We start from the raw sequence: 290 nt of genomic DNA, 5'->3' as shown, positions 1-290 counted from the left end.
AGCGGGAGACGGGAACAGAAGAAAAGGGACTTGAAAGTACGGGGAGAGCAACGAATGAATACTTTACAGATAAGTACAAAAAGAATGACATTCCGATAAAAACAAAGTCAGACGGAAAAGATTACAGTAATATTGATTTCGGTGAGAATGTGGGGGATATAGCTCCTATAATAACAGCAGGTGCAACGTATATAACATTTACAGCGAGTCAACCTGATTTTCAGTTGGATTTAATAACTTTGAATGATGATTTGGAAGAATTTAAAAATAATCCTTCATTAAAGACGGGA

At 36.2% G+C, this 290-nt stretch carries 1 pseudogene; it reads left to right on the top strand.

Annotation, left to right across the window (positions count from 1 at the left end):
- Window positions 1–290: pseudogene (locus EII29_RS12965) on the top strand (hypothetical protein); the annotation flags it as partial.

It is taken from the genome of Leptotrichia sp. OH3620_COT-345 (assembly GCF_003932895.1).
Taxonomy (GTDB): Bacteria; Fusobacteriota; Fusobacteriia; order Fusobacteriales; family Leptotrichiaceae; genus Pseudoleptotrichia.
Note: the sequence above shows the minus strand (reverse complement) of the source record. Positions and strands in the feature narration are given on the sequence as shown.